Genomic DNA, 17,797 nt, shown 5'->3' with positions numbered 1-17,797 from the left:
ATGCCCGAGCTGCCGGAGGTCGAGGTCGTGCGGCGCGGCCTGTCGCGCTGGGTCGCGGGCCGCACGATCGTCGAGGCCGAGGTCCTGCACGCCCGCGCGATCCGCAGGCACGTGCCGGGGGCCGCCGAGTTCGCCGGCAGGCTGGCGGGCCGCACCCTGCTGTCGGCCGAGCGCCGCGGCAAGTACCTCTGGATGCCCCTCGGCGAGGCGGGGCGGCCGGGCGAGGCCGTCGACTCCCTGCTCGCCCACCTGGGCATGAGCGGCCAGCTCCTGGTCGTGGATCCGGGCTCTCCGGTGGAGAAGCACCTGCGGGTTCGGCTGAGCTTCGACGACGGCGGCCCCGAGCTGCGGTTCGTCGACCAGCGCACGTTCGGGCACCTGCTGGTGGCGCCGCTGGTGCCTCTGGCGCGCTCGGTGCCCGAGCCGATCGTCCACATCGCGGCGGATCCGCTGGAGGACGCCTTCGACGACGACGCGTTCGCGCGGAAGCTGGCCGTCCGGCAGACCGAGATCAAGCGCGCGCTGCTCGACCAGTCGCTGATCAGCGGGGTCGGCAACATCTACGCGGACGAGGCGTTGTGGCGGGTGCGGCTGCACGGTGGCACGCCGACCCGGGCGCTGGGCGCGCGCAAGGCGGCCGAGCTGCTCGCGGCGGTGCGCGAGGTCATGGGGGAGGCCCTGGGCCAGGGCGGCACGTCGTTCGACAGCCTGTACGTCAACGTGAACGGCGAGAGCGGCTACTTCGACCGGTCGCTCAACGTCTACGGCCGTGAGGGCGAGCCGTGCGGACGCTGCGGCGCGCCCGTCCTGCGCGAAGCGTTCATGAACAGGTCCTCCTACAGTTGTCCGCGATGTCAACCCAGGACACTTCAATGAGCATTTCGGACTCGGGTGACGTACGTCTCAATGCGTGGGTCCGGGGCCACGTCCAAGGGGTCGGATTCCGCTGGTGGACGCGGGCGCGGGCCCTGGAGCTCGGCCTCGTGGGGTCGGCGTCGAACCTGGCCGACGGCCGGGTGGAGGTCGTCGCGGAGGGCCCTCGCGAGGTGTGTGAGAAGCTCCTCGCCCTGCTCAGGGGTGGTACGACGCCGGGACGGGTAGATGCAGTGGTGGAGCGCTGGACGCCGGTTCGAGGTGGTTTTGGTGGATTTGTGGAGCGGTAGCCGCTTCCCTTAAACCCCCTAAATGCGGTATATTTACATGTCGGGAGTGCCCATTGGTGCATTCATGGGGAGCGTTCAACTTGACCGCCTCCATCGCCGGTGCGACTCTTGAGAGGAAACACGCGCACCCCTCCCGCGGTTACAAGTGCGCGACCCAGTTTGGTCACTCAGCGTGGAGGACCCTTAACCATGGCGAAGGCTCTACTCGGCCACGTCGGCGGTCTCGACCCTCGGATGGTCTCGGAAATGCGCCGTCTTCAGCAGCGGATCCGGGATCTGGAGGCTGAGCTCACAAGGCTCCAGGCGCAGAACGACGCTCTCGCGGCGCAGTCGCGGGACGAGGAGTTCACCCGTCTGCAGGATCGCGAGCCGGCCCTCACCTGAGGATCGGTACGGCAACACACCGTCAGGGACGCCCCGCAAAGGCGTCCCTTCGTGTTGTACAGCCAGTTCTCCCCGGCACCCCTGGCGCACCCACGGGGGCCCGGTTCGTGCCCGCACACCGCGTGAACGAAGACGGCGCCTTAGGCACACACGTGGGCCCGAGCGAGTAGTGTGCCCCGCATGGATCGTCCAGGTCACGGGTGACCTCGGCGGATCGGATTCGGCGGGGAGGTCGGCGGCGCGGTGTATCTGAAGAACCTGACGCTGCGCGGCTTCAAGTCCTTCGCCTCGGCGACCGCCCTGCGGTTCGAGCCCGGCATCACCTGCGTGGTCGGCCCCAACGGGTCGGGGAAGTCCAACGTCGTCGACGCGCTCGCCTGGGTGATGGGCGAGCACAGCGCCAAGTCGCTGCGCGGCGGCAAGATGGAGGACGTCATCTTCGCCGGCACGTCCTCCCGGCCGCCGCTCGGCCGCGCCGAGGTCACGCTGACGATCGACAACACCGACGGCGCGCTCCCGATCGACTACACCGAGGTCACGATCAGCCGGCTGATGTTCCGGTCGGGCCAGAGCGAGTACGCGATCAACGGCGACACCTGCCGGCTCCTCGACATCCAGGAGCTGCTGTCGGACTCCGGCATCGGCCGTGAGATGCACGTCATCGTGGGCCAGGGCCAGCTCGACACCGTCCTGCACGCCGGCCCCGAGGAGCGCCGGGCCTTCATCGAGGAGGCCGCGGGCGTCCTGAAGCACCGCAAGCGCAAAGAGAAGGCGCTGCGCAAGCTCGACGCCATGCAGGCCAACCTCACCCGCGTCCAGGACCTGGTGAACGAACTGCGCCGCCAGCTCAAGCCGCTGGGCCGCCAGGCCGAGATCGCGCGCAAGGCCGCGGTGATCCAGGCCGACCTGCGCGACGCCCGGCTGCGCCTGCTCGCCGACGACGTCGTGCGGCTGCGCACCCGCCTGGACCAGGAGGCCGCCGACGAGGCCGCCGTGCGCGTCCGGCGCGCCGAGGTCGAGGGCGAGCTGGAGACCGGCCAGACGCGTGAGGCCGAGCTGGAGGTCGCCGAGAGCACCGCCCAGCCCCGCCTGGCCGCCGCCCAGGAGACCTACTACCGCCTGGCCGCCCTGAAGGAGCGCTTCCACAGCGTCGAGACGCTGGCGAGCGAACGGCAGCGGCACGCCGTCGAGGCGGCGTCGATCGAGCGGCGCGGGCGCGACCCGGAGGACTACGAGCGCGAGGCCGCCGAGGTCCGCGAGCGCGAGGAGACGCTCAAGGCCGAGCTGGAGGAGGCCGAGGCCGTCCTCGAACAGGCCGTCTGGCGGCGTACGGAGGCCGAGGAGGCGCTGGCGGGCGAGGAGCGCCGCCTGGCCGCCGCGGCGCGGGCTGCGGCCGACCGGCGGGAGAGCCTGGCACGGCTGCGGGGCGAGGTCGCCGCGGTGCGCGGTCGCGCGCGGGCCGCCGAGGAGGAGATGGGGCGTCTCGGCAAGGCCCTGGCGGAGGCGCGGCAGCGCAGCGAGCGCGCCCGCGAGGACCACGAGGCCGAGCGCCTCGCCGAGCCCGCCGCCGAGCCCGGCCTGGCCGAGGAGCTGGCCCTGGCGCAGGAGGGCGTCGACGAGGCCGAGGTGGTGGTCGAGGAGGCCAGGGCCGCGGTCCAGGAGGCCAGGGCGGCCGTCGAGGCCCCGAGGAAGGCCCTCGCGGAGGCGAGGTCGGCGGTGGCCGCGGCCCGCGCGGCCGACCAGGAGGCGCAGCGCGGCCTCGCCGCCCTGGAGGCCCGGCGGGACGCCCTGGAGATGGGCCTCTCACAGGGCGCGGACGGCGGCGCGGCGCTGCTGGCGGCCGATCTGCCCGGCGTGCTCGGGCCGCTCGCCGCCGTGATGGCCGTGCGGTCCGGGGCCGAGGTCGCCGTGGCCGCCGTGCTCGGCGCGGCGGCGGAGGCGGTGGCCGTCGAGTCGCAGGCCACCGTCGTGGAGGCGCTGGAGCTGCTGCGGGCCAAGGGCGCGGGCCGGGCGGGCCTGGTCGTCGCCTCCGCCGCTCCCGTCACGCGGCCCGCCCCGGCCGGCGGGGCCCAGTGGGCGGCCGACCTGGTCACCGTCCCGGGCGAGTTGCGCCCGGCCGCCGAGGGCCTGCTGGCGGGGGTCGTGGTGGTGGACGATCTGCCGGCCGCCACCCGGCTCGTCCAGGAACGCCCGGATCTTCGGGCGGTCACCTGGGCGGGCGACCTGGTGGGCGCCCACTACGCCTACGGCGGATCCGGCGGCGGAGCGTCCGTCCTGCAGATGCGCACCGCGCTGGATGAGGCCGTGGCCGCCCTGGCCGAGGCCGCCGCCACCGCCGAGCGGACGGGCGAGGCGCTGGAGGAGGCCGCCGAGGACGAGCGCGCCGCCCAGCAGGCCGTCGAGGCCGCCCAGGCACGCGCGGCGCAGGCCCAGACCGGCGTGGACGCCGCCCAGGCGGGGGTGAAGGCCGCGCAGGGCGTGCTGGACGGCCTGCGCGGCAGGCAGCGCGAGGCCGACCAGCGGCAGGCCGCCGTGGCCCGCAGGCTGGCCCAGCTCGACGCAGCCGCGAACGCCGCGAGCCAGGAGTGCGAGCGGCTGGCCACGAACGTCACCGCCGCCGAGGAGGCCCGCGACCGCCATCTCGCGGGCGTGGCCGAGCTGGAGGAGCGCCTCGCCGAGGCCGAGTACGCCGACGAGCTGGCGGCCGAGCCGACCACCGAGACGCGCGACGAGCTGGCCTCGGCCTGTTCGGTCGCCCGGCAGGCCGAGATGGAGGCCCGCCTGTCCGTCCGTACGGCCGAGGAGCGCGTCAAGGGCATCGCGGGCCGGGCCGACCAGCTCATGCGGGCGGCCAGGCGCGAGCGCGAGGAGCGCGCCGGGGCCGCCGCGCTGCGCGAGCGCCGCCGCGCGCAGGCGCAGGTCGCCGAGGCGGTGGTCCACGGCGCCGGGCGTGCGCTCGGGGTGCTGGAGGCGTCCCTGGCGGCCGCCGCCGACGAGCGCGACGACGCCGAGCGGGCCCGGGGCGAGATCGACGCCGAGTTGAAGGCCGTCCGGGTCCGGGTGCGGGAGCTGTCCGGCGAGCTGGACAAGCTGGTGAACCGCGTGCACGGCACCGAGGTCGCCCGCACCGAGCAGCGGCTGCGCCTGGAGCAGATGGAGACCCGGGCGATGGAGGAGTACGGCGTCGAGGTCGACGCCCTGACCGCCGAGTACGGTCCCGAGCAGCCGGTGCCGGTGGGCGACGGCGAGCCGGTGCCGTACGTCCGCGAGGAGCAGGAGAAGCGGGCGCGGACGGCCGAGAGGCAGATGACGCAGCTCGGCAAGGTCAACCCGCTGGCGCTGGAGGAGTTCGCGGCGCTGGAGGAGCGGCACACCTTCCTGAACTCCCAGCTCGAGGACCTGCGCAAGACCCGGCGCGACCTGATGCTCGTCGTCAAGGAGGTCGACGAGCGGGTCGAGCAGGTCTTCACGGCCGCGTACGAGGACGTCGCCCGCGAGTTCGAGACGATCTTCACGCGCGTGTTCCCCGGCGGTGAGGGACGCCTGCTGCTGACCGATCCGTCCGACATGCTGACCACGGGGGTCGAGGTCGAGGCCCGGCCGCCGGGCAAGAAGGTCAAGCGCCTGTCCCTGCTGTCGGGCGGGGAGCGGTCGCTGACGGCCGTGGCGTTCCTGATCTCCATCTTCAAGGCCCGCCCGTCGCCGTTCTACGTCATGGACGAGGTCGAGGCGGCGCTGGACGACACCAACACCCAGCGGCTGCTCACGCTGTTCGAGGAGCTCCGGCAGAGCTCGCAGCTCATCGTGATCACGCACCAGAAGCGGACGATGGAGATCGCGGACGCGCTGTACGGGGTGAGCATGCGCGGGGACGGGGTCACGCAGGTGATCAGCCAGCGGCTTCGCGAGCGGGAAACCGCCTGAACTTAATGATCTTCAAAGTTCGTCCTACAAGTCGGGAAATATCGGTATAACCGCCGCAGGATGGGTGAGCCCGGGCGTCACCACGCCCGCCCGTCTGGAAAACTGGCTTCTTGTGGATGGGTATCTTGGCATCATTCTGATCGTGATCCTCGTCGCGCTGCTCGCGACGGGGGGCATGTTCCTGCTGTTCCGGCCCACGAAACGACACGCGCCGCCGGTCACGCCGCCGCAGGCGCCCACCCTTCCGGAGCGCGAACAGGCCCCGCCCACCGGCGTGATCGAGGACGAAACCGTCACGACCACCGTCCCGCCCCCGGCGCGGCCGGTGGAGCCCGTGGTGGTCCCCGAGATCGAGATCCCGCCCCCGTCGGCGGGTCGCATGGTGCGCCTGCGCGCCCGGCTGGCCCGCTCGCAGACCTCGCTCGGCAAGGGCCTGCTCGACCTGCTGTCCCGCGACCGCCTCGACGACGACGTCTGGGACGAGGTCGAGGACACGCTGATCACCGCCGACGTCGGCGTCGGGCCCACGCGCGCGATGGTCGACGAGCTGCGCACCAAGGTCAAGGTGCTCGGCTCCCGAGACCACGGCGAGGTGCGCGGCCTGCTGCGCGAGCAGTTGCTCACGCTCATCGGCGCCGACCTCGACCGTACGCTGCACACCGCGCGTCACGGCGAGCGTCCCGCCGTCGTGCTCGTGGTCGGCGTCAACGGCACCGGCAAGACCACCACCACCGGCAAGCTCGCCCGCGCGCTCATCGGCGACGGCCGCAAGGTCGTCCTCGGCGCGGCCGACACCTTCCGCGCCGCCGCCGCCGACCAGCTCCAGACCTGGGGCGAGCGCGTCGGCGCGGAGGTCGTCCGCAAGGACGAGGGGGCCGACCCGGCGTCGGTGGCCTTCGACGCGGTCACCAAGGGCATCGACGACAAGGTCGACACCGTCATCGTCGACACCGCCGGCCGCCTCCACACCAAGACCGGCCTGATGGACGAGCTCGGCAAGGTCAAGCGCGTCATCGAGAAGAAGGCCACGGTGGACGAGGTCCTGCTCGTGCTGGACGCCACGACCGGCCAGAACGGCCTGCGGCAGGCCCAGGTGTTCGCCGAGGTCGTGAACGTCACCGGCATCGTGCTGACCAAGCTGGACGGCACGGCCAAGGGCGGCATCGTCGTCTCGGTCCAGCGCGAGCTGGGCGTCCCGGTCAAGCTGGTGGGCCTCGGCGAGGGCCCCGACGACCTGGCGCCCTTCGACGCCGAGGTCTTCGTGGACGCGATCCTCGGCAACACGTGAGGGCTCAAGGGCGCTCTCACCGCGCGAACGGAGAGAGCGTCATAGGCATGTGAGGGCTCTGGAGTGCCCTCACCGCGTGCACGAAGAGAGCGCCATAGGCACGGCACGAGCTCAGGAACCGAGGAACGCGCGTAGCTCGCCGAGCGGGGGGTCGATGTCGATGCCGTGCTCGGCGAGCCAGCCGTCGTCGCCGTACGTGCCCCGATAGCGCTCGCCGCCGTCGCAGATCAGCGTCACCACGCTGCCCCGCTCGCCGTTCTCGCGCATCTCCTTGATGAGCTCCACGGCCGCCGCGACGTTGGTCCCGGTGGATCCGCCGGCGTCGAGCCCGGTGACCTCCCGCACCCAGCGCATCGCGGCGATCGACGCGGCGTCCGGCACCTGGATCATGCGGTCGATGACCGTGGGCAGGAACGACGGCTCGACGCGCGGGCGGCCGATGCCCTCGATCCGGGAGCCGCGCGCCGTCCCGGCGTCCTCGCCGCCGACCCACGCCGGGTAGAACGCCGACCCGTCCGGGTCCACGACGGCCAGGCGGGTGGCGTGGCGGCGGTAGCGGATGTAGCGGCCGATGGTGGCCGAGGTGCCGCCTGTGCCGGCGCCGACGACGATCCAGGCGGGCTCGGGGTGGCGCTCCAGGGCCATCTGCTGGTAGATGCTTTCGGCGATGTTGTTGTTGCCCCGCCAGTCCGTGGCGCGCTCGGCGTAGGTGAACTGGTCCATGAAGTGGCCGCCGGTCTCCTCGGCCAGACGGTGGGACTCCTCGTAGATCGCCCGGGGGTCGTCCACGAGCCGGCACTTGCCGCCGTAGAACTCGATGAGCGCGATCTTCTCCGGCGAGGTGGAGGCGGGCATGACGGCGACGAACGGCAGGCCGAGCATGCGGCAGAAGTACGCCTCGCTGACGGCGGTCGAGCCGCTGGACGCCTCGACGACGGTGGTGGACGGGCCGATGTGCCCGTTGGCGAGGCCGTACAGGAACAAGGACCTGGCCAGCCGGTGTTTCAACGAACCGGTGGGGTGGACGGACTCGTCCTTCAGGTAGAGGTCCACGCCCCAGCGCGGGGGCAGCGGGAAGACGTGCAGGTGGGTGTCGCAGCTGCGGTTGGCGTCCGCCTCCACCGTGCGGATCGCCTCGGCCACCCAGTCCCGCGTCGTCGGATCATGCCGGTCCACGTACTTCATGTCGCCACGGTACCGGCTGCCCGGTTCCATGTGAGCCTTACCACATTTTTCACCGTTTTGGGTGACGTCTGTTACTATAATGAAACTTGTCCGGCCTCGGTGTGACGTGGCCACCGTCGGCCAATCGCTTGATGACCCTCCTGACCAGCGACAACCCTTAACGTCACTCTTATGGGTGAACCATGAGCATGTGATGAGCCGTCAGATGGAGTAAAGCGGTTACCGAACCTGCATGGGTTCATGCCGGGCGGGTAACGGGGGTCAGGCAGGTTTGAGGGGGATTAGATGATCTCGATGACCGAACAGCAGCGTCGCGCGTGGTTCGAGCGTGACGTCATGCCCGTCACCAACCAGCTTTTCGCGTCCGCGATGCGCCTCACGCGCAACACGGCGGACGCCGAGGATCTCGTGCAGGAGACGGTGGCCAAGGCGTACACGTCCTACCACCAGTTCCGGCCGGGGACGAACCTCAAGGCGTGGCTGCACCGCATCCTGACGAACAACTTCATCAACGACTACCGCAAGCAGCAGCGGTCGCCGAAGTTGTCGGCCGCCGAGGACATCGAGGACTGGCAGCTCGCCGCCGCCGAGTCCCACATGTCGACCGGGCTGCGCTCCGCCGAGACCGAGGCCCTGGAGCAGCTCCCGGACAGCGTGGTCATGAACGCCCTGCGGTCCCTCCCGGAGGACTTCCGGGTCGCGGTGTACCTCGCCGACGTCGAGGGCTTCGCGTACAAGGAGATCGCCGAGCGCATGGGCACGCCGATCGGCACGGTCATGTCCCGCCTGCACCGCGGTCGCCGCCAGCTCAGGACGATGCTCGAAGGCTACGCCCACGACGAGGGCGTACGCCTCACCCCGGAGTTCCAGGCGGCCTGACGGGCGCCCTGGAGCTCCCGACCGCCTGACGCGCGCTCACCAAGGCCGGCACGGCACCCCGCCGGGCCGGCCTTCGTCATGTCCAGGGTCGTATGTCCGGGTATGTCCGGGGGCTGGGGTTCGCGGCGGGGGTCAGGTCGTGGTGACGGCGATCAGCGCGATGGCGCCGAGGGCGAGGCCGATTCCGGACGCCTGGAGGGCGTTCAGGCGCTCCTTGAGCACCCAGCGGGCGAGCAGGAGCGTACTGGCCGGGTAGAGCGACACCAGAACCGCGACCACGACCAGCAGGCCGCGCTGCGCCGCCAGGACGTAGAGCACGTTGGCCCCCATGTCCATGACGCCCGCGGCGACGATCGTGGGGATCGCCCCCGGCCCGGGCCGCAGCGTGCGCCTGCTGACCAGGGCGAGCGCGGCGACCAGGAGGATCGAGGCGAAGCGGGCGCCCAACAGCGGCCACAGGCCCGAGCCCTCGGGCGCCTGCTTGAGCAGGATGAAGAACGCGCCGAAGCCGAGGCCGGCGGCGAGCGCCTGGACGACCGGCCCGAGCGTGGTCCTGCCGCCCGCGGGGGCGGAGTCGCGCCCGACGAGGATCACCGCGCCGAGCGCGAGCGCCACCCCGGCCAGCGCGAGCGGCTCCGGGCGTTCGCCCATGGCCAGGCCGACCAGGACGGGCAGCGCCACGGACATGGTCGCGGTCGTCGGCGCCACCACCGACATGACGCCGCCGGCCAGAGCACGATAGAAGAAGATGACGGCGAGCCCGCCGCACAGCCCGGCCCCCATGCCCCAGGCCAGCGCGCCCATGCCGGGAGTGCCCGGGAGGAGCGGCAGCAGCGGGATCACGAACAGGAGCCCGGCGATCTGGGTGAGCAGGACGACGGCGAGGACACGCGAGCGCCGCGTGGCGAGACCGCCGAAGAAGTCGGCCATGCCGTACACGACGGCGCAGATGGTCGCGAGCAGCACGGCCGTCATCGCGGTTCACCCTTCACTGGATTGCACTGTTAGTGCAATATATTGGGACTAATCCATTGCACACAACTGTCACTAAACTGCACTCATGCCGGATCCGGAGACCATCACGGCGGCGATCGCCAGCAACGTCCGCGCCCAGCGCGCCCACCGGGGCATGACCCTCGACGCGCTCGCCGCCCGGTCGGGGGTGAGCCGGGGCATGCTCGTCCAGATCGAGCAGTGCCGCACCAACCCCAGCGTGACCACGCTCACCCGCATCGCCGACGCCCTCGGGGTCACGGTCGCCCGCCTGGTCGAGGTGTCCGACACGCCGGTCGTCCGCGTGGTGCACGCCTCCGACGTCGTCACGCTGTGGCGCAGCGACAAGGGCGGTTCCGCGCGGCTGCTCGTGGGGTCCGACGCCCCGGCGATCCTGGAGATGTGGGACTGGGCGCTCGCGCCGGGGGAGCACCACGACGGTGACGCGCACCCGGCCGGCACGCGCGAGATGCTGACCGTCCTGGAGGGCGAGCTGACCCTGTCGGTGTACGGGAAGAGCCACGTCGTCGGGCTCGACGAGGCCGTGCTGTTCAGCGCCGACCGCCCCCACCGCTACGCCAACGAGACCGCCGGCCGCCTGCGCTTCATCATGGTCGTCACCGAACCCCGCCAAACCCCCGATGCGCCTGTGGCCGCGCCCCCGGCACGGCGTGTTCGGGGCGCCCCTTAGGCACAGTTTTCGTGAACGTCGTCTCACGGACGCATCACGTCTCGCTCCGTGTGGTGCAAAGGAGGCGCCCATACGGGTACATCATCGGTGTGTCTGCGCTGAAGAGTCATCCCCCCGGCCGAGTTCCCGGCCGTGTCCCCGTCCGGCCGAGGGTCATCCGGGGGGTGGACGGGTGACCGACTCCCGCGCGGCCATGGCGAAGCTGCGCGTTGAGCTGGAGGGGCTGGGAGTCGCCGACGCGTACGTGGTGTGCGACGACGCCATCCTTTCTGTCTGGATCGGGCTGGTCGTCACGTTCCGTGATGGCTTTTACCGTTGGCAGGAGGGTGTGGTGAAACGTCGCCATCTGGGTACGGATCCGGTCGGATGTGCCATTCGGGTGGCACGTCGCTACGCGGAGTTGCACGCCGAGATTCCTCCCTGGTGGGAGGAGCTGGCGAAGACTCTTCGGGGGGAAACGGCCGAAAGGTATCCGTAGCCCCCTGCCGCTGTTTCGGGGGGAGCGAGCGGGTGGCTGGATGTCGCGCTGGAGTACTGTGGCTGTGGTTTCCGCTCACGCTCTCGATGGCGCTGGTCCTGTCGGGATGCGGGGAGGTGTCCGCGCCGAGCCGGAGGAGCCAGAGGAATGAGGTCGTCCGCGTCCGGACGTCCGCGCCGGTCCGCCCGGCCGCCGATCCCGCGCTCGTGGCGCTGCGGGTGATCGTGCAGCAGCCCGGCTGGCCGGGCACCCGTCCCGTCGTGGCGCCGAACCGCCGGTCGATCCGCTGTGACCGGGTCAAGTGCGTGGCCCTGACCTTCGACGACGGGCCCTTCGACTACACCGGCAAGGTGCTCGACATGCTCGCCGCCTACCACGCGAAGGCGACGTTCTTCGTGGTCGGGCAGATGGTCAACCCCGTGACGCAGCCGTACCTGCGGCGCATGATCTCCGAGGGGCACGAGATCGGGAACCACTCCTGGGACCACCCCTCGCTGCCGTCGCTGTCCCGCGAGGCGCTGTCCGTCCAGCTCGAACGCACCCAGGAGTCGGTGCGGGCGGTCACGGGCGTCACGATGCGGCTGATGCGCCCGCCCTACGGCGCCACGGACGCCAAGGTCGGGGACGCCACGCGGAGCGCCGGTCTCGCGCAGATCCTGTGGGACGTCGACACCATGGACTGGCGTGACAAGGACAGCGCCGTCATCGCTCGTCGCGCCGCCGAGGCCAGGCCCGGCTCGGTCGTGCTGATGCACGACATCCACAGGACCACCGCCGATGCCGTGCCGCGCCTCCTCCACGAGCTCGCGGAGAAGGGCTACACCTTCGTGACGGTCTCGGAGCTGTACGGCGGCCGCGAGCTGGCCGCCGGCAAGCGGTACGCGGGCGAGGCCGCCGAGGGGGAGCGCAAGCGCTCCTGAGGGGTCCGCGCACCGGCATATCCACGGACATCGCCGTGCCCACGACGATGTCCGAAATTTCATGAGAGCGCTCTCTTGACATGGACAATATTGTTGCCCGAAAGTTTCCGTAAAGCTACATCCACGGATCCGATGAGGTGACCCGTATGGTCCGCCCCCCCAGTTCCAGAACGCTTCTCTCCATCGGTGCCGCTCTGTTCGCGGTGCTGGCGTTGCTCGTCCCCATGAGCGGCACCGCCAGCGCCGCCCCCGCCCCAGGCCCGCTCGTCTGGTCCGACGAGTTCAACGGGGCCGCCGGCAGTGCCGTCGACGCGTCGAAGTGGCGCTTCGACATCGGCGGCAGCGGCTGGGGCAACAACGAGCTGCAGTACTACACCGACAGCACCCGCAACGCCGCCATGGACGGCGCCGGGAACCTGGTGATCACCGCCCGTCAGGAGAACCCGGCCAACTACCAGTGCCACTACGGCACCTGCCAGTACACCTCCGCCCGCCTGCTCACCTCCGCGACCTTCACCCGGACCTACGGCCGGTTCGAGGCGCGCATGAAGCTGCCGCGCGGCCAGGGCATCTGGCCCGCCTTCTGGATGCTCGGCAACGACCTCGGGTCGGTCGGCTGGCCCAACAACGGCGAGATCGACATCATGGAGAACATCGGCCGCGAGCCCAGCACCGTCCACGGCACGATCCACGGCCCGGGTTACTCCGGTGCCGGCGGCATCGGCGCCGGGTACTCGATCGGCGGCGCGTTCGCCGACGCGTTCCACACCTTCGCCGTCGACTGGTCCCCGAACCTGATCGTCTGGTACGTCGACGGCAACGAGTACCAGCGCCGGACCCCGGCCGACCTCGGCGGCAACCGCTGGGTGTTCGACCACCCGTTCTTCATGATCATGAACCTGGCGGTCGGCGGGTACTGGCCCGGCAACCCCGACGGCTCCACCACCTTCCCGCAGAGCCTGACCGTCGACTACGTCCGCGTCTATGCCCAGCCCACGGGCGGCACGGGCGGCAGGGTCACCGGCATCGGCGGCAAGTGTGTCGACGTGGCCGGCGCCAACACCGCCAACGGCACGGCCGTCCAGCTCTACGACTGCAACGGCACCGGCGCCCAGAGCTGGTCCTGGAACGGCGACGGCTCGGTGAGCGCCCTCGGCAAGTGCCTCGACGTCACCGGCGGCTCCACGGCCGGCGGCACCAAGGTGCAGTTGTACGACTGCAACGGCACCGGCGCCCAGAAGTGGACCTACAACTCCGGAACCGGGCAGATCGTCAACCCGCAGTCGAACAGGTGCCTCGACGCCACCGACGGCAGCTCCGCCAACGGCACGCGGCTGCAGATCTGGGACTGCAACGGCACCGCCGCCCAGAGGTGGACGCGTAGCTGACCTCCGCGTCTCCCGCAGGCCGGAAGCGGGCGCGTAGCCGACCCGCGCGTCCCCGGACGACCGAAGGGCCCTTCCCCGGTGGGGGAGGGCCCTTTTCGCGGGTCAGTTGCCGCGCTTGGCGCGGGCGGCGGTGCGAGCCCGGCTCGCGGCGTCCAGCACGACCTTGCGCAGGCGGACGGTCTCCGGGGTGATCTCGACGCATTCGTCCTCACGGCAGAACTCCAGCGCCTGCTCCAGCGAGAGCGTGCGCGGCGGGATGACCTTCTCGGTCTCCTCGCTCGTGGAGGACCGCATGTTCGTGAGCTTCTTCTCCTTGGTGATGTTGACGTCCATGTCGTCGGCGCGGCTGTTCTCGCCGACGATCATGCCCTCGTAGACCTCGGTGCCCGGCGAGGCGAACAGCGTGCCGCGCTCCTGGAGGTTGAGCATCGCGAACGCCGTGACCGCGCCCGCGCGGTCGGCCACCAGTGAGCCGCTGCTGCGGGTGCGCAGCTCCCCGAACCACGGCTCGTAGGCCTCGAAGACGTGGTGGACCAGGCCGGTGCCGCGCGTCTCGGTGAGGAACTCGGTGCGGAAGCCGATCAGGCCGCGGGCCGGGACCACGAACTCCATGCGGATCCAGCCGGTGCCGTGGTTGGTCATGTGCTCCATGCGGCCCTTGCGGATGGCCAGGAGCTGGGTGATCGCGCCGAGGTACTCTTCGGGCGCGTCGACCGTCAGCCGCTCGACCGGCTCGTGCACCTTGCCGTCGATCTCGCGGGTGACGACCTGCGGCTTGCCGACCGTCAGCTCGTACCCCTCGCGGCGCATCTGCTCGACCAGGACGGCCAGCGCCAGCTCGCCGCGGCCCTGGACCTCCCACGCGTCGGGACGGTCGGTGGCGATCACGCGCAGCGAGACGTTGCCGACCAGTTCCTTGTCGAGGCGGTCCTTCACCAGGCGAGCGGTGACCTTCGAGCCCTTGATCTTGCCGACCAGCGGGCTGGTGTTGGTGCCGATGGTCATCGAGATCGCGGGCTCGTCGACCGTGATCAGGGGCAGCGGGCGCGGGTCGTCCGGGTCGGCCAGCGTCTCGCCGATCATGATGTCGGGGATGCCGGCGATGGCGATGATGTCGCCGGGCCCGGCCTGCTCGGCGGGCTTGCGCTCCAGGGCCTCGGTCATCAGCAGCTCGCTGATCTTGACCCGCTGGATGCTGCCGTCGGTGCGGCACCAGGCGACCTGCTGCCCCTTCTTGATCGTGCCCTGGTGGACGCGGCACAGGGCGATGCGCCCGAGGTAGCTGGAGGCGTCCAGGTTGGTGACGTGGGCCTGGAGCGGGGCCGAGGGGTCGTACACCGGCGCCGGGATCGTCGAGGCGATCGTCTCGAACAGGGGCTCCAGGTTCTCGGAGTCGGGCATCCCGCCGTCCTGCGGGCGGGTGAGGCTCGCCCGGCCGGCCTTCGCGGAGGCGTAGACGATCGGGAAGTCGATCTGCTCCTCGGTGGCGTCCAGGTCCATGAAGAGCTCGTAGACCTCGTCGACGACCTCGGAGATGCGGGCGTCGGGGCGGTCGACCTTGTTGATGCAGAGGATGACCGGCATCTTGGCGGTCAGCGCCTTGCGCAGTACGAAGCGCGTCTGGGGCAGCGGGCCCTCGGAGGCGTCGACCAGCAGGACCACGCCGTCGACCATCGACAGCCCGCGCTCGACCTCGCCGCCGAAGTCGGCGTGGCCGGGGGTGTCGATGATGTTGAGGGTCAGGTCTCCGTGCTTGACCGCGGTGTTCTTGGCGAGAATGGTGATGCCCTTCTCGCGCTCCAGGTCGTTGGAGTCCATGACCCGCTCGTCCACGTCCTGGTTGGCGCGGAAGGCCCCGGACTGCCAGAGCATGGCGTCCACCAGCGTGGTCTTGCCGTGGTCGACGTGCGCGATGATCGCGAGGTTCCGCAGGTCGTCGCGGCTGTTCAAAGGCATGATGGAATCTCGCTCTGGTTCGTGGAGGCCGGCCGCGGACTCTGCGGCTCAATCCATTTTAGTTGATCGTCCTCACCGCCACGTGCCGGGTCCGCGCGCCGGTGGACAATTCGCATAGATTTCACAAATGGGTCGTGACCCGGATGACCAGGTCGAACGCCCGGCTCCGGACCCCCATCTCGTCGCGTGTTCCCGGTCAAGGAAAGAGCACGCGCGACTAACACCCCCCGGCTCGGGAAGACAGTCGGCATGGCGGACGAAGGACAGACGCGATTCGCCGCCACCGAACAAGCCGTCGAGGATTTCGGCCCGTTCGCGTGCAGGCGGCACATGGGCGCACGATGCCGTCTCGCCGTATGGGCGCTGGTGGTCGCCGCGTTCGCGGCCGGGTTCGTCATGCCGATCTCGGCCAAGGCGGAGGCGCGCACGGCCATGCCGGCACCGGCGGGCTGGGTCTCCTGCGCGGAGGCGCTCGCGCATAAGCTCGACTCATGCCACTCGCCGCTAGTTTCTCCGCGACGCTGATGACGAAGGACGGTGTGCGGATCGACGCGGCGCACACCCCCTCGCGCGGCGACGCGAGCCTCGGCATCATCCTGGCCCACGGCTTCACCGGCTCCTGGCGCGATCCCACGACCCGGCGCATCGCGCACGTGCTGAGCGGCTTCGGCGGCGTGGTCGCGTTCGACTTCCGCGGGCACGGCAGGTCGGGCGGCCTCTCCACGGTCGGCGACGCCGAGGTGCTGGACATGGACGCCGCCGTCGCGCACGCCCGTTCCGTCGGCTACTCGCGGGTCGCGACCGTGGGGTTCTCGATGGGCGCGGCCGTCGCCGTCCGGCACGCGGCCCTGCACGGCGGCGAGGACGCCGTCGTCGCGGTGAGCGGCCCGGCCCGCTGGTACTACCGGGGCACGCGGCCGATGCGGCAGGTCCACTGGGCCATAGAGAAGGCGCCCGGACGCCTGGCCGCGCGCCTCGCCAAGCGCACGCGCATCCGCTCCACCTCGTGGGACCCGGTGCCGCTCGCCCCGTACGAGGCCGCCGGGCGCGTCTCGCCCGTGCCGCTGCTCATCGTCCACGGCGACGCCGACGACTTCTTCCCTCTGGAGCACGCCCACCAGCTCTTCGAGGCGGCCCGCGAGCCCAAGGAGCTGTGGATCGAGCCGGGGTACGGCCACGCCGAGTCGGCCGCGACCCCCGACCTCGTCCGGCGGATCGGCCGGTGGATCTCCCGCCCGGGCGCCGCGCGCGAGGTGGCCCCGTGATCCTCGTGCTCAACTCGGGCTCGTCGTCGGTGAAGTACCAGCTCATCGACCCCGAGGGGCCGGCGCGCGCCGAGGCGGTCAAGATCGAGAACATCGGCGAGCCCGGCTCGGACGTCCGGGACCACGAGGCCGCGCTGGGCCGGGTGGCGCGGGACGGCGCGGTGGAGTCCGCCGGGCTGACCGCGATCGGCCACCGCGTGGTGCACGGCGGACCGCGGCTCAGGGCGCCCGCGCTCATCACCGACGAGGTGGTCGAACAGATCGCGGCGGCAGTCCCGCTCGCGCCCCTCCACAACCCCGCCAACCTCGCGGGCATCGAGTGGGCGCGCCGGTGGTGGCCGGACGTGCCGCAGGTCGCGGTCTTCGACACCGCCTTCCACAGCACGATCTCGCCCGCCGCCCGCGCCTACGCCATCGACCGCGAGATCGCCGAGCGCCACGACGTGCGCCGGTACGGCTTCCACGGCACCTCGACGGCCTACGTCTCCCGCGTGGCGGCGGGGCTCGTCGGGCAGCCCGACACCGCCAACGTGATCGTCCTGCACCTCGGCAACGGCGCCAGCGCCTCGGCGGTCTCGGCCGGGCGGTGCGTCGACACCTCCATGGGCATGACGCCGCTGGAGGGGCTGGTCATGGGCACCCGCTCGGGGGACATCGACCCGGCGGCGATCTTCATGCTGATCCGCGCGGGCATGAGCCCGGACGAGGTCGAGTCGATGCTCTTCCGGCGTAGCGGGCTGCTCGGGCTGTGCGGCGACAACGACATGCGCGCGGTCATCGCGCGCGTCGAGGCCGGGGACCAGGACGCCGCGCTGGCCTACAACGTGTACTGCCACCGGCTGCGCAAGTACATCGGCGCCTACTGCGCCGTGCTCGGACGGGTCGACGTGATCGCCTTCACCGGCGGGGTCGGCGAGAACTCCTCGCTGGTCAGGAGCAGCGTGCTCGCCGGGCTCCAGCAGCTCGGCATCCAGGTGGACCCGCTGCGCAACGTGACCGCCACGGGCACCCGCGTCATCTCCACCGACGACTCCGCCGTCACGGTCGCCGTCGTGCCGACCGACGAGGAACTGGAGATCGCCCGGGAAACTTTCGCCATAGTGGCGCGAACCAAACCCCAATAAATGTCGTCTACCTCCACGAAGGAGGTATGAGATCCACCAGGAGAGCTCGCGTCCCTCTCCTGACGGGGGCGATCTCGCACCTGCTTGTGGCGCTCTCCGTTCGCACGGACGAGAGGGCGCCATCGAGCCGGCGGTCCACCGCCGTCAGGGAGGAAGGGG

At 71.2% G+C, this 17,797-nt stretch carries 16 protein-coding genes; 13 read left to right on the top strand and 3 right to left on the bottom strand.

Annotated elements, in window-relative coordinates:
- From mutM to ftsY, 5 genes are all read left to right on the top strand, one after another.
- The gene (gene mutM / locus AB0M95_RS07135) at positions 1-876 is read left to right on the top strand and encodes a bifunctional DNA-formamidopyrimidine glycosylase/DNA-(apurinic or apyrimidinic site) lyase (protein WP_363760668.1); all 876 of its coding nucleotides are present in this window, start codon (positions 1-3) and stop codon (positions 874-876) included.
- On the top strand, positions 873-1,163 hold the full coding sequence (locus AB0M95_RS07130; RefSeq protein ID WP_363760666.1) for an acylphosphatase: 291 nt from the start codon (positions 873-875) through the stop codon (positions 1,161-1,163). Before mutM ends, AB0M95_RS07130 begins: the two co-directional genes overlap by 4 nt.
- 189 nt (positions 1,164-1,352) lie before the next feature.
- The gene (locus tag AB0M95_RS07125) at positions 1,353-1,547 is read left to right on the top strand and encodes a hypothetical protein (protein WP_114027795.1); all 195 of its coding nucleotides are present in this window, start codon (positions 1,353-1,355) and stop codon (positions 1,545-1,547) included.
- A 243-nt stretch (positions 1,548-1,790) separates the two neighbouring features.
- Positions 1,791-5,471, top strand: coding sequence for a chromosome segregation protein SMC (gene smc, locus AB0M95_RS07120; RefSeq protein WP_363760663.1), 3,681 nt, complete (start codon positions 1,791-1,793; stop codon positions 5,469-5,471).
- Positions 5,472-5,583: 112 nt separating this feature from the next.
- Positions 5,584-6,759 (top strand): signal recognition particle-docking protein FtsY, encoded by a 1,176-nt coding sequence (gene ftsY, locus AB0M95_RS07115; RefSeq protein ID WP_358511963.1) that lies wholly within the window; start codon positions 5,584-5,586, stop codon positions 6,757-6,759.
- A gap of 111 nt (positions 6,760-6,870) precedes the next feature.
- Here ftsY and AB0M95_RS07110 read toward each other — a convergent pair whose 3' ends face one another.
- Entirely contained in the window at positions 6,871-7,944 is a 1,074-nt protein-coding gene (locus AB0M95_RS07110; protein WP_358511966.1) for a PLP-dependent cysteine synthase family protein, read from the bottom strand.
- A 285-nt stretch (positions 7,945-8,229) separates the two neighbouring features.
- Between AB0M95_RS07110 and AB0M95_RS07105 the strand changes: the two genes are divergently transcribed.
- Positions 8,230-8,823: a sigma-70 family RNA polymerase sigma factor gene (locus tag AB0M95_RS07105; protein WP_358511969.1), complete on the top strand. Its 594-nt coding sequence runs from the start codon at positions 8,230-8,232 to the stop codon at positions 8,821-8,823.
- 132 nt (positions 8,824-8,955) lie between these two features.
- Here AB0M95_RS07105 and AB0M95_RS07100 read toward each other — a convergent pair whose 3' ends face one another.
- Positions 8,956-9,798: a DMT family transporter gene (locus tag AB0M95_RS07100; RefSeq protein ID WP_363760659.1), complete on the bottom strand. Its 843-nt coding sequence runs from the start codon at positions 9,796-9,798 to the stop codon at positions 8,956-8,958.
- Positions 9,799-9,883: 85 nt separating this feature from the next.
- Between AB0M95_RS07100 and AB0M95_RS07095 the strand changes: the two genes are divergently transcribed.
- The 4 genes from AB0M95_RS07095 (at position 9,884) to AB0M95_RS07080 (ending at position 13,293) form a co-directional block, all read left to right on the top strand.
- Positions 9,884-10,507 (top strand): XRE family transcriptional regulator, encoded by a 624-nt coding sequence (locus AB0M95_RS07095; RefSeq protein WP_363760656.1) that lies wholly within the window; start codon positions 9,884-9,886, stop codon positions 10,505-10,507.
- A 172-nt stretch (positions 10,508-10,679) separates the two neighbouring features.
- Positions 10,680-10,985, top strand: coding sequence for a hypothetical protein (locus AB0M95_RS07090; protein ID WP_358511977.1), 306 nt, complete (start codon positions 10,680-10,682; stop codon positions 10,983-10,985).
- A 32-nt stretch (positions 10,986-11,017) separates the two neighbouring features.
- Positions 11,018-11,905 (top strand): polysaccharide deacetylase family protein, encoded by an 888-nt coding sequence (locus tag AB0M95_RS07085; RefSeq protein ID WP_358511980.1) that lies wholly within the window; start codon positions 11,018-11,020, stop codon positions 11,903-11,905.
- Between the two features lie 146 nt (positions 11,906-12,051).
- On the top strand, positions 12,052-13,293 hold the full coding sequence (locus AB0M95_RS07080) for a family 16 glycosylhydrolase (RefSeq protein ID WP_363760653.1): 1,242 nt from the start codon (positions 12,052-12,054) through the stop codon (positions 13,291-13,293).
- Positions 13,294-13,395: 102 nt separating this feature from the next.
- Here AB0M95_RS07080 and typA read toward each other — a convergent pair whose 3' ends face one another.
- Entirely contained in the window at positions 13,396-15,249 is a 1,854-nt protein-coding gene (typA, locus tag AB0M95_RS07075; RefSeq protein WP_363760650.1) for a translational GTPase TypA, read from the bottom strand.
- 249 nt (positions 15,250-15,498) lie between these two features.
- Here typA and AB0M95_RS07070 point away from each other — a divergent pair, with 249 nt between their 5' ends.
- The 3 genes from AB0M95_RS07070 to AB0M95_RS07060 are packed head-to-tail and all read left to right on the top strand — an operon-like array spanning position 15,499 to position 17,638.
- Positions 15,499-15,774, top strand: a complete 276-nt coding sequence (locus tag AB0M95_RS07070) for a hypothetical protein (RefSeq protein WP_363760647.1) — start codon at positions 15,499-15,501, stop codon at positions 15,772-15,774.
- Entirely contained in the window at positions 15,741-16,514 is a 774-nt protein-coding gene (locus tag AB0M95_RS07065; RefSeq protein ID WP_363760645.1) for an alpha/beta fold hydrolase, read from the top strand. Before AB0M95_RS07070 ends, AB0M95_RS07065 begins: the two co-directional genes overlap by 34 nt.
- A complete protein-coding gene (locus AB0M95_RS07060; RefSeq protein ID WP_363760642.1) occupies positions 16,511-17,638 on the top strand; it encodes an acetate kinase in 1,128 nt (375 codons plus the stop codon). Before AB0M95_RS07065 ends, AB0M95_RS07060 begins: the two co-directional genes overlap by 4 nt.
- Positions 17,639-17,797 lie beyond the last annotated feature (159 nt).

Source organism: Sphaerisporangium sp. NPDC051017, from assembly GCF_040683095.1.
Taxonomy (GTDB): domain Bacteria; phylum Actinomycetota; class Actinomycetes; order Streptosporangiales; family Streptosporangiaceae; genus Sphaerisporangium.
Note: the sequence above shows the minus strand (reverse complement) of the source record. Positions and strands in the feature narration are given on the sequence as shown.

Bases quoted from the DNA above. Each gene is read 5' to 3' on its own strand.
- mutM (WP_363760668.1), top strand. From the start codon at position 1: ATGCCCGAGCTGCCGGAGGTCGAGGTCGTGCGGCGCGGCCTGTCGCGC.
- AB0M95_RS07130 (WP_363760666.1), top strand. From the start codon at position 873: ATGAGCATTTCGGACTCGGGTGACGTACGTCTCAATGCGTGGGTCCGG.
- AB0M95_RS07125 (WP_114027795.1), top strand. From the start codon at position 1,353: ATGGCGAAGGCTCTACTCGGCCACGTCGGCGGTCTCGACCCTCGGATG.
- AB0M95_RS07110 (WP_358511966.1), bottom strand. From the start codon at position 7,944: ATGAAGTACGTGGACCGGCATGATCCGACGACGCGGGACTGGGTGGCC.
- AB0M95_RS07105 (WP_358511969.1), top strand. From the start codon at position 8,230: ATGATCTCGATGACCGAACAGCAGCGTCGCGCGTGGTTCGAGCGTGAC.
- AB0M95_RS07100 (WP_363760659.1), bottom strand. From the start codon at position 9,798: ATGACGGCCGTGCTGCTCGCGACCATCTGCGCCGTCGTGTACGGCATG.
- AB0M95_RS07095 (WP_363760656.1), top strand. From the start codon at position 9,884: ATGCCGGATCCGGAGACCATCACGGCGGCGATCGCCAGCAACGTCCGC.
- AB0M95_RS07080 (WP_363760653.1), top strand. From the start codon at position 12,052: ATGGTCCGCCCCCCCAGTTCCAGAACGCTTCTCTCCATCGGTGCCGCT.
- typA (WP_363760650.1), bottom strand. From the start codon at position 15,249: ATGCCTTTGAACAGCCGCGACGACCTGCGGAACCTCGCGATCATCGCG.
- AB0M95_RS07070 (WP_363760647.1), top strand. From the start codon at position 15,499: ATGGCGGACGAAGGACAGACGCGATTCGCCGCCACCGAACAAGCCGTC.
- AB0M95_RS07065 (WP_363760645.1), top strand. From the start codon at position 15,741: ATGCCACTCGCCGCTAGTTTCTCCGCGACGCTGATGACGAAGGACGGT.